This is a genomic window from Streptomyces sp. NPDC031479 (assembly GCF_055581065.1).
Genome location: NZ_JBVIKC010000037.1, coordinates 74620 through 85183, shown reverse-complemented (window position 1 = coordinate 85183; position 10564 = coordinate 74620). Strand labels below are relative to the sequence as shown.

Genomic DNA, 10564 nt, shown 5'->3' with positions numbered 1-10564 from the left:
GCCGTTCGACGACGGGGCCCGCGTCACCTACTGGATCACCGCTTCCGGCCTCGCCCTGCGTTTCATCATGTCGTCCTGACCAACCCCGACCAGAAGGAAAGGGACAGCACCAGCTGTCCGACCACACCACGCTGCGCCTGGGCGGCCCCGCGCCGCTCAGGCTCAGCCACACCCACGAAGCCGGCCGGCCAGACCTCGCCCGCACCGCCGCCGCGCACTCCGAGCAGCCGTTCACGCTCGGCGGAGGCAGCAACACCCTCGCCGGCCCCCAACGTAGGCCTTCTGGTGTGCTTCGGCGTCTGCCTCGGCATGCCTCAGGCGCGGGGTGCGGGACTACTTGCCGGGGCGTCCGAGCTGGTGGACGGTCCAGCCGGCCGTGCGCCAGGGCTCCGGGTCAAGGGTGGTGCGGCAGTCGACGAGGAGCGGGCTGGCCGCGCGGACTGCCAGGTGCTGAGGGTCCGCCTGGCCGTATTCGGGCCATTCGGTGGCCAGGACGACGAGGTCGGCTCCGTCGACGGATGCGGGCAGGTCGTCGGTGTAGTCCAGTTCCGGGTTGCGGGTCATGGCGGTGGCCACGGCCTGCGGGTCGTGGACGGTGACGGTGGCGCCGGCTTGCTGGAGGGTGTGGGCGAGCGCGAGCGCCGGACTTTCCCTCACGTCGTTGGTGCCGGGCTTGAACGCGGCGCCCCATACGGTGATCCGGGCGTTCTTGACGGAGCGGTCGCCCAGGGCGTCGCGGACGAGGCCCATGGCGACGGCGGTGCGGGACTCGTTGATTTCCTCGGCGGCGCGCAGCAGGGTCGCTGCCTTGTCGGCGCCGAGCCGGCGGGCGGAGGCGGTGAAGGCGCGGACGTCCTTGGGCAGGCAGCCGCCGCCGTAGCCGATGCCTGGCCGCATGCCGCCGCTGCCGATCCGGGGGTCGATGCCGAGGATCTCCACGATCTGGGAGACATCGGCGCCCGCGGCGTCGCACATGTCGGCGACGGCGTTGATGTAGCTGATCTTCAGGCCGAGGAAGGTGTTGGCGGCGCCCTTGGCGAGTTCGGCGGTGGCCGGGTCGGTGACGAACAGGGGGACCCCGGCGTCCAGGATCGGGGCGTAGACGGCGCGGACCGCCTTCTCGGCTACGGTGGTGGTGAGGCCGACGATGAGCCGGTCGGGCCGCAGGGTGTCCTCGACCGCGTGTCCCTCGCGGAGGAACTCCGGATTCCAGGCCACCTCCACCGCGGTGCGAGCGGGGGCGAGGCGCTGGGCGAGGGCGGTGACCTGGACGGTGGTGCCGACGGTGACCGTGCTCTTGCCGACGATCGTGCACGGCCGGGTCAGGTGCGGGGCGAGTTGGCGGACCGCCCCGAAGACCTGCCCGGTGTCGTACGAGCGGCCGTCCGCGTCGATCGGCGTGCCGACGCCGATGAAGTGCAGTTCGGCGAACTCGGCGGCCTCGCGGATGTCGGTGGTGAACCGCAGGCGTCCGCTCGCGGTGTGCCGGGCGAGGAGCTCGGGCAGGCCCGTCTCGTAGATGGGGCACTGGCCGGAGTTGAGCCCGTCGACCTTGGCCTGGTCGACGTCCACCCCGATGACTTCGTGACCCAGTTCGGCCATCGCCGCCGCGTGCGGGATGCCGAGGTGTCCGCAGCCGATGACTGAAATGCGCATTCCTTGACTCTCATCCTGGGAGGGGCCCGCGTGGCGGGGCCGGGGAACGACCCCAGAGGCTACCGCCGTTCTCCGGCCCCGTATTTCACGCGCTGGCCGAGTTGAGGTTCAGCAGCCGCTCCGGCTCGCCGATCGCGACGGCGGCCGTCTGCCGTACCACGACGTCACCGCTCTGCGGGGCTTCCGGTGGATACGCGAACCAGGTGCCGTCCGGACGGGGGAATCCCTCCGGGTCGACGATGAACACCTTGAGGCCGGCCGCGCGGGCCCGCTTGGCCACCCACCGCCGGTCGGCGTGCAGCCCGAGCACGACCAGCGCCTTCGCGTCGGGGTGGAAAGTGGCCGGCGGGATCCGCTGGTCGTAGCGGCGCACGGCGCATGAACTCCTCCTGGAACCCGGCGCGGGCGCCGAGCGCATCGAAGCTGTTCGTGATGAACGGGCCGACCGTGTGCCCGGCCCCCTCCAGGCGCCTGAGCGCATGCAAGGCCTCCGTGACCTCGGCGTTGAAGCACGCCCGGTACATCTCCGACAGCTCGCCGACCTTGTCCACGGTGCCGAGGAACATCTCCGCGAGCAGCGGGTCCCGGCCCGGTGCGAGGACGAACGTGAAGCCCTTGCGCAGCTGCTCGGGCCGGTGTGCCACAGCCCGGTCAGGAGATCGTCGTGGATGACCAGGACGCCCCGCTCCCGGCAGATCTGCGACACCCGCCGCAGGTATCCGGCCGAGGGGCACGAAGGCGCCGCCAGTGGTCCCGTTGATCGGCTCGATCAGGACTGCGGCGACGTTCTCCGCACCCCTGCCGTCGATGGCCCGTGCCACCTCCTCAGCACACGGGGCGCCGCACCCGTGCCCTTCGTGGGGCGTGGCCGTGCGTTGGCGGGTAGGGCGCGGGAGAGGCCGGGCCCAGGTCGTAGCGGTCCTCGGGACGGATTGCGGATCTGGTTGCCCGCGACCACGAGGGTGAACATGCTGTTGCCGTGGTAGCTCAGGTTGGAGGTGAGGAAGTCCCCGCGCCGCTTCCCGCCGCGGACCCCGCGCGATGTTCCGCGCCGCCCACCGCGACCTCCACGCCGAGCGTCCCGCACGTGGTCAGCGCGACGGAGTCCTCCGATGGCTTCTGAACTGGACCTTCGTGTTGCGTAGGTGTTCGCGACGCGCTCCATGAACCCTCTTCTGGCTCAGCCACCGTCCGACCGGCTTGTCGAGTGCGCTCGCGTGCCGCGGTGCGGTGGTCCGCGGGTGCGGAGGACTGTGAGGTCGACCCGGCGGCCGGGCCGGTGCAGCCTTGAGCGCGACGAGGTACTCGCGGCCGCGCATGACGAAGGTGGCCACGCCCGCCCGGTTCGCTTTGAAGGGTGCCTCGTGCGGGAGTGCGTACACCTTGGCGTACTCCTCGCCGGCGTCGAAGCCCTGCACGACGACGCCCAGACGGATCTCCTCGCCGGCCCGCTCGTTCACGCGGCGGTTGCGGATGCGGTCGGAGGTACCGCGTTTGAGCCTTGGAAATGGATCGGTCTCCGTGTACACGGTCCGGCCCGGCGGCCCGGGCCGGTTCCTTGTCCGAACGGCTGCGCGGTCCTTCCGTACTTGAGAGGATCCGTCCGGGGAAGCCGTCTCGATTCGCATCTGGAGGGACACATGCACCGCGCGCGTGCGTCATCGGTAGTGCCCGCCACCTTCGTGGCCGTGCTTCTGGCCGTCTCGGGATGTTCAGGAGGTGGCGAGCCCGCCGCCAAGGCCCCGGCTCCTTCGCCCTCCGGGCTCGTGCACTACGCGCCCGCCACAGGCTCCGCCGCTCCGGCCGCGAGCGCGTTGCCCACCGCGCCCAAGGAGTGTGTGAAGACCGCCGGAATGAGCGTCGAACAGCTGACCGGCTATCTGAAGGAACTCCGCAGCGCCAGCGGGGACTACCAGACCAAGGGTCTGATGTTGGACTCCTCCGGCCTGAACTTCACTCCGGAGGACATCAAGCGCCCGTGCGAGTCGGTCCCGGTGAAGCTCGCCCACTACTGGGTCGACTTGAAGAAGACGCACGAGGCCAACGTCGTCAGTGGGGCCCGCTACGAATATTCGTACACCCTGGTCGGCATCGCCTCCCATGCGGTCGGCCCGCAGGACGGCCGGGTGCCCGACACCGCGCCGCCGGGGCCCTCGGTCTGTCGTGGCACGCTCTCGGTGAGCTACCTCGGCGAAGACCTCCCCTTGAAGGCCCTGCCGTACGACCTGAAGCTGGTCGACACCACCGCCCCCGGCCCGGTCACGGTGCAGGGCGACGGGGTGCTGTCCGCGATCTATGTTTCACCCCCGCACCCCGATTCGTGCTGACGCCGAACCCGTCTCCCACCGGCGGGCTTCGAGACCCTCGGCGAGCCGGCGGCTGCCCACAAGCGAGGGGTTGGATCTCGGCGAGGAGCATGCGCAGGGTGAGGCTGTGTTTCTCGGGTGGGAGAGCGTTCATGGCGGTGGTGGCGTGGGCGATGCAGCCGACGCGGTCGCCGGAGCGGGCGAGCATCAGCCCCTGGTGGAGCTTGAAGTGCCTGGCGAAGCGGGGCAGGCTCGGGGGGAGTACGGCCAGCGCCTGGTCCTGTGCGTCGGCCGCGGCCTTCTCGTCGCCGAGTCGGGCCAGGAGCAGGGAGCGGAAGACGTTGAGCCGCCACCAGGGGACAGCGTAGTCGGAGGTCTGCTGGTCTTCCCGCGTTCCCACCGGGCCACGTACTCCCGCGTCATTGTGGTCGCGTGCCGGGTGTTGATCTCGTCGGCCGGACGGCCCTGCGACCAACCGTGCGCGGTGCGCAGCTCCCGGATCAACTCCCCGGTGTCCATATCCCCATCTTGCCCCCGCCATTGCCCCTCCCCGGGGCCTTTCGGCAGGCCGAGGTACGGGTACCGGCCAGCATGCGAAGGGGCACTCCCGTGACCGAGACGACCGACCACACCCACGCCCCGTCCTGGTGGTGCGTCTCGTGGACGCGGCGGGTGACTTAGTCAGCGAGTTGCGGGTTCTGGCACAGATCTTGGGGAGTCGTCGCGGAGGGCTACGGTGCCGTTCGATTGCGAGGGCCGCCGTGAAACCCGGCTGCCTGAGTCGAACGCTCGCCGCGTAGCCTCCGTGCATGAGCGTTGATCCGTTGATCTGTTGATCTCTTGATCTTCTTGATGCGTCCGGGTGCTCCGACCACGGCCCAGCCGACGGCCGGGCTGCTGAGAACCACATCGAGGGCGGGATCCACTGCACGAACCGCGCCCGCCGCATGCACGTCCCGGCCCGCACCTGACCCAACCTCGCCAACACGGCGAGGACCGCCCCCCTCCGCACCCCGGTGCCGGGGGCCCTTGCCACCTCATGCCCCCGGCCTCGACGGCCGGGGCCCGACCCGGGCCCGCGGACGAGCCACGATAGCCCTCGCAAGAGGTCGTGGACAGTGCGCTGCTGATGTCGGAGCACGGGCCCCGGGGCTCCGGTGACCCGGTGCGACTACGAACCCGCCGAAGGGGACGGCGGGGACGGAGGGCGAGGGGACGGTGGGCACGTCGGCCGGTTCGTGTGGCGGGGTGGCGTCTCGTAGCCTCAGGCGAGCGGATCTGCAAACAGCGGTGGAACACCGCGTGGATGGCACCGGCCATGCGGCACCTGCCCGCCCTCGAAGCCGACCTCCCCCCGGACCGGATCACCCGGGAGGAGTGAGAACGAGAAAGACGCGTCAGTCCTTCAGCAGCTTGTCGCGCACGGGGATCCAGTCCAGAGCTGAGCGGATGCCTTCCTCGATGGACAGCTTCGGCGTCCACCCCAGCAGCTCGGCAGCCCGGTCGCTCTTGGTGTAGCCACCGGCCACGTCACCCGGGCGCGGGTCGGCGTCGATGGTGGTCAGGGGTGTGCTGACAACGCGGTTGAAGGCGTCGCACAGCTCCCGGACCGTGGTGCCGGAGCCCGTGCCGAGGTTGATCGCGATCGAGCGCTTCGACTCTGTGAGGATGGAGTCGAAGCGCTCGATCGCTGCGATGTGCGCTGCGGCGAGGTCCCAGACGTGCACGTAGTCCCGGATGCCGCTGCCGTCGCGCGTCGGGTAGTTCGTTCCCGTGATGGGGAACGGGCGACCTTCCTGGTGTGCCTGGATGAGCACCCCCAGTGCGTGGCTTGGCCGCCTGAGCTGAAGGCCGGTGCGCAGTTGGGGGTCGGCTCCGACCGGGTTGAAGTATCGCAGCGACAGCACCCGCGGCCCGGCCACGGAGATGTCGGCGAACATGGCTTCGCAGTGCGCCTTGGTCCGTGCGTAGGGGCTCTGCGGCGCCAGCGGCGAGTCCTCGTTGACCGGTGAGCCGTCCTCGGCCTGGTAGATGGAAGCCGAGGAGCTGAAGACGATCCGGTCGCACCGGTTGCGGTGGAGGTGGCCGACGAAGGCGAGGCTCTTGCTGACGTTCGCCTCGTAGTAGCCGATCGGGTCCGCTACGGACTCCGGTACGACGATCAGCGCCGCGCAGTGCACCACGGCGCAGATGTCCGGGTGCTCCGAGAAGATCCGGTCGATCAGCGCACCGTCCGCGATGTCGCCCTCATAGAAGGTGCGGCCCTCGGTGAACTCGCGGCGGCCCCGGACGAGGTTGTCGAGGATCACGGGCGTGATGCCAGCGTCTAGGCAGGCCGACGCGATGGTGCTGCCGATGTAGCCGGCTCCACCGGCGATGAGGACGGTTGTCACGATGATCTCTTCCCGGTTGTTCAAGCCCCAGTAGGCAACCGGCACCCAGGCTAGCGGAGAAGCATGAGGGTCACCGCGGGTCACTCTCCGGTCCCTCCGGACCGACGGCTGGATGCCCCGAAGTTCGATGCGAGCGACGGTGTACCGGGAAAGGGGGGACTGCGGACGGATCAGGACGACAGCGTCTTGGTCATGGACCGGTACACGGGTGCGCCGTCCCAGGGCTGGGTGAGGCCCACGAGTTGGTAGCCAAGGCGTGCGTACCAGGCGGCGGCCGGCGCTTCGGGCCGGACGGCGAGGGCGACCCGCTCGGCCCCCTTCGCCTCGCGCAGCAGGGCGGCGTGCTGGGTCCTGCCGACACCTGTGCCGCGCAGGTGGGCGAGGACGGCGAGTTCCATCACGACGAAGGTGCGGTGCCCGTCTTAGCGGGTGAATCCGTCAGGCAGGACGGTCCCGTCGGTGAATCCCTCCCACCACCTGGTACCCGAAGGGAGCGGCAGGCCGTACGCGAACCCGATGAACCCGACGAACCCTACGCCTCGTAGAGGGGGCGAGGTCGTCCAGCTCGCGCCCGGCGGCGGCAGGGTCGGTGACGGTGGCGTATGGCACGGGACTCCTCATCCGGGTGGGGCGAACGCGGTCGAGTTCGCGGCGGGCGGCGGCCCGTCCTTCCCGTGCCTGCCGACGGCCCACGAGGCTGTCGGAGGCCGAGCAGCTCCAGCTCAAGACCGTTCTGGCCCACTGTCCCGAGCTCGACGCCCTGACCCGGCACGTCCGCTCCTTCGCCGTCATGCTCACCGAACGGCACGGAAGCGCGCCCTGCTCAGTAGATGACACCACGCACGACGCTCTCGTGGCGCCGCTATAGCCTCGGCCTGTGACCAACCGTGTGAGCTGGACAAACCACCCTCAACCCGACGGGCTGCCCCACTATCAGGAGCTCCTGGAGGGTACAGACTGGGCATCGCTCGCCACCCCCTACGGGACGGCCGAATCCCTGCCGGCCGCCCTGGCACGTCTGCTCGACCCCGACCCGGCCGTCAGGACAGCCGCCGTCAAGGACGTGAGCAATGAGGTGGACCACCAGAACACCGTCTACGAAGCCACCGTGCCGGTAGCTCTGTACTTCGCAGCCATCCTCAACCATCCGGCCACCGAAGTGGGCGACCTCGACCACGACGCTGACGTGCCGTCACACCATCCCACCCGCGCGTTGCTACTGAACCGGCTCGGCGGCACCGCCTACGACGCCGATGATGAGCACATCGCCATGGGCGAGTGCCATTTCGGCGAAGGCTTTCTCGAAGCATGCCCGGACATGCGCGCCTTTCGGAACATGCGCCCGGCCATCTACTCCGCAGTTCAGCCGTTCCTCGGCCATGAGAATGCGAAAGTGCGCGACGAGGCCCTCGTCGCAGCCATCCCCCTCACAGAGGACCCCAGGTTCACTACACACCGGGCCGAGCTGGTCGGACATGCCCGTCACCTGCTGACCGCCAGCACCAACCGCTACCATCGCGACTGCGCCCTGAATGCGCTCAACGCCTGGGGTCACGACACCGGTGACCTGGAAAACGCGAACGACATCGCCTCCCGTGAATTGCAAGCGCGTCTGGCCGATTTTGACTACTGGTTGGCAAACTACGGGACAGGCAGCGGCACCGAAGATCCGCCGTTCTGACACGCGGACTCGCAGCGCCCTACTCGTCAGCTGTCACTCAGCGCGGTGGAACCCAAAAATTGAGCCAGAACCCGAAGTGGTGAACATCTGCTGTCGGTTCTCGGGTTCGGGCTCAGGTTCTGTGGACAGGCGGCACTGAGCCACGGATCGGCAAGTGGGGGGCGGCCACGGACGGGCGCGGCTCAGGAGGACATGGGTCTGGAACCGGGGCCCGGCTCGGGTGGGGGCTGCCTCAGCCAGGAGCGACCTGATATGAGTTGATCATGAATGCTGAAACCCTTGACCCGATGCACCGCCTGCTCGCAGAGCGGGCTTGCGAGCGGCTGGTCGTCGAGTTCGTCCACCGGCTCGACCTCGGGGACCCAGCCTCGGTGGCGGACCTCTTCACGCAGGACGGCAGCTGGGAATGGCCCGCCGGCGACCGCCGCATTGAGGGTCACGACGCCCTGCGCATCTACTTCGGCAACCGGCCCTCAGACCGACTGTCACGCCGTATATGCAGCAACATCCTGGTTACCGTGACCTCTGCGGACACCGCCGCCGCCACCACCTACTTCACCACGTACCGTGTCGACGGCTACAGCGAGGGCCTCGTACCGCCGCGGCCCCCGGTGCAGGTGGGGCACTACGAAGACACGTTCCGCAAGGTGGACGACACCTGGCTGCTCACCACGCGGACCCTCTTCCTCTCCTTCGCCGGTCCCACGGAACGCCTCGACGGGCCCGGCCGGTCATGAGAGCGCCTCCCAGCCGACCGGCCGCCGAGGGTCCGCTGCCGCAGGTAGTGACATTCCAACCGTTCGGTCATGTGATGAGCCACGGCTACGGAGACATCGCGCCGAGCGTAGCCGCGTCCGAAACGTAGGCGGAAGCCCTCATCTCCAGATCCGTCGATCGCGCCGATGAAGGTCCGCAGTGTCATGCCTCTGTGGTTCGTTCCGGCATGGTCGAGGCAAGGCCACGCCTGCTGCCGACCGAGTCGTGGTCCACTGTTTCTCTCGTCTCAGCAGGCCATTGGCGCTGGCGGCCGGCGAACGTCGATATGTCTCCTCGGCGCCGACCAGGGCGACGGGGCCGCCGCCCTTCCGCCGAGCCGGTCATCGGCCCTGCCGGCCCCGACCCGGTTCGCTGGTTGTGGCCGTGGCCGCGACGGCGTCGATCTCGGGCGGGCGTTGGCGGGCGAGAGCGGTGGCGGTCAGGGCGGTGACCGCCATCGCGGCGATGCCGATCAGCGCTGCGGTGGTGTAGGCGTGGTCGTTCGGGAAGAGATGACCGGTGTCGGTGCCGGTGGCCAGCACCAGGCCGCCTGTCGCGCTGCCCAGGGAGTACCCCACGCTGCGGACGACGTAGTTGAAGCTCATCGCGCTCGACGTCTCGCTCTTGGGCGTGACGGCCAGGATGACGCCGGGCATGGCCGCTGAGAAGCCGCCCACGCCGAAGCCCAGCACACCCATCGCGACGAGCAGTTCGGCCAGGTTCGACCGGGCCGCGGCGAAGAGGACGAACCCGCCGCCGACGATGACGGCGCTGCCGGCCAGGAGTACGGGTGCGTCGATCAGCGTCCGGACCCGGGGCGTGAGTCTGCCGGCGACGAACCCCAGCACCGAGAACGGGACGAGGACCAGCCCGGCGACGAAGGTGGTCAGCCCGAAGCCGTAGCCGGCGCCGTGTGGCGTCTGGGCGTACCGCGTGATGAGCGTGAGCAGGAGGTACATGCCGCTCCCGCCGACGAACATGGCGATGTTCGCGCCGGCGACCGCCGGGTGCCGCACCGCCCGGACATCGACCAGGGGCGCCTTGCTGCGCAGCTCGGAGGCGGTCCAGACGCACAGCAGGAGCACGGCGGCGACGGCGAGGATCACCGCCACGGCGAGGTGACGGCTCCACAGGCTCCGCTGGCCGGCCAGGAACAGGACGAGGAACAGCCCGCCCGCCAGGACGAGCGCCCCCGGAACGTTCACGTGAGCGGAGCGGCCTTCGGGAGCCGCGGGTATGGAGCGCCACGCGGTCAGGAAGGCGACAGCGGTGACGAGCAGACCGAATCCGTAGGCGGCCCGTACGCCGCCGATCTCGGCGAGCAGTGCGGTGAGCGGGTAGCCGACGCCGGCGCCGATGATCGAGACCACCGAGATCAGGGCGATCGTCGCCGTGCTGCGCTCCTCGGGAAGATGGTCCCGGGCCACGCCCATCATCAGCGCCGTCAGCCCGAGCCCGACGCCTTGGGCCGCCCTGCCGATGAGCAGCCCCGCGAACGGCAGCGGCAGCACGGTCAGCGCACTGCCGACGACGACGATCGCCAGCGTGGCGAGGATCGTGGCCCGTCGGTGCGGGCCGGCTCCGAGCCGGCCGAGGACGGGCGTGGCGACGGCGCCGCTCAGCAGTGCGACGGTCAGCGTCCACTGCGCGCTGTCGAGCGACACGTGGAACGTGGTCGCCACACTGGTGATGAGCGGCGTCCCGAGGCTGGCGACCGCCGCCACGACCAGGGCGATGAACATCAGGGCGGGGCCCAGCAGCCGCGCCTCGGA

Annotated in this window: 9 protein-coding genes; 3 read left to right on the top strand and 6 right to left on the bottom strand. The window is 69.8% G+C overall.

All coding sequences use genetic code 11. From position 1 onward, the window contains the following. Nucleotides 1-333: 333 nt before the first annotated feature. From ACZ5D2_RS30745 to ACZ5D2_RS30735, 3 genes are all read right to left on the bottom strand, one after another. On the bottom strand, nucleotides 334-1656 hold the full coding sequence (locus ACZ5D2_RS30745) for a UDP-glucose dehydrogenase family protein (protein WP_468933844.1): 1323 nt from the start codon (nucleotides 1654-1656) through the stop codon (nucleotides 334-336). Nucleotides 1657-1741: 85 nt separating this feature from the next. After that, nucleotides 1742-2029, bottom strand: coding sequence for a hypothetical protein (locus ACZ5D2_RS30740; RefSeq protein WP_468933841.1), 288 nt, complete (start codon nucleotides 2027-2029; stop codon nucleotides 1742-1744). Between the two features lie 718 nt (nucleotides 2030-2747). Next, the gene (locus ACZ5D2_RS30735; protein WP_331738551.1) at nucleotides 2748-3185 is read right to left on the bottom strand and encodes a hypothetical protein; all 438 of its coding nucleotides are present in this window, start codon (nucleotides 3183-3185) and stop codon (nucleotides 2748-2750) included. Nucleotides 3186-3494: 309 nt separating this feature from the next. On the opposite strand from ACZ5D2_RS30735, the gene ACZ5D2_RS30730 reads away from it, so the two are divergent. Beyond that, a complete protein-coding gene (locus ACZ5D2_RS30730; RefSeq protein WP_371681492.1) occupies nucleotides 3495-3983 on the top strand; it encodes a hypothetical protein in 489 nt (162 codons plus the stop codon). Between the two features lie 1376 nt (nucleotides 3984-5359). On the opposite strand, the gene galE is transcribed toward ACZ5D2_RS30730, so the two are convergent. Further along, on the bottom strand, nucleotides 5360-6355 hold the full coding sequence (gene galE, locus ACZ5D2_RS30725; RefSeq protein ID WP_468933837.1) for a UDP-glucose 4-epimerase GalE: 996 nt from the start codon (nucleotides 6353-6355) through the stop codon (nucleotides 5360-5362). A 170-nt stretch (nucleotides 6356-6525) separates the two neighbouring features. Then, nucleotides 6526-6753, bottom strand: a complete 228-nt coding sequence (locus ACZ5D2_RS30720) for a GNAT family N-acetyltransferase (protein WP_468933834.1) — start codon at nucleotides 6751-6753, stop codon at nucleotides 6526-6528. Between the two features lie 479 nt (nucleotides 6754-7232). Between ACZ5D2_RS30720 and ACZ5D2_RS30715 the strand changes: the two genes are divergently transcribed. Both ACZ5D2_RS30715 and ACZ5D2_RS30710 read left to right on the top strand, forming a co-directional pair. After that, nucleotides 7233-8036, top strand: a complete 804-nt coding sequence (locus ACZ5D2_RS30715; protein WP_468933831.1) for a hypothetical protein — start codon at nucleotides 7233-7235, stop codon at nucleotides 8034-8036. A 263-nt stretch (nucleotides 8037-8299) separates the two neighbouring features. Beyond that, nucleotides 8300-8773, top strand: a complete 474-nt coding sequence (locus tag ACZ5D2_RS30710) for a nuclear transport factor 2 family protein (protein WP_331738571.1) — start codon at nucleotides 8300-8302, stop codon at nucleotides 8771-8773. A gap of 360 nt (nucleotides 8774-9133) precedes the next feature. Here ACZ5D2_RS30710 and ACZ5D2_RS30705 read toward each other — a convergent pair whose 3' ends face one another. Next, complete coding sequence (locus ACZ5D2_RS30705; protein ID WP_468933853.1) at nucleotides 9134-10534, bottom strand: MFS transporter; 1401 nt, start codon at nucleotides 10532-10534, stop codon at nucleotides 9134-9136. Between the last annotated feature and the right edge of the window lie 30 nt (nucleotides 10535-10564).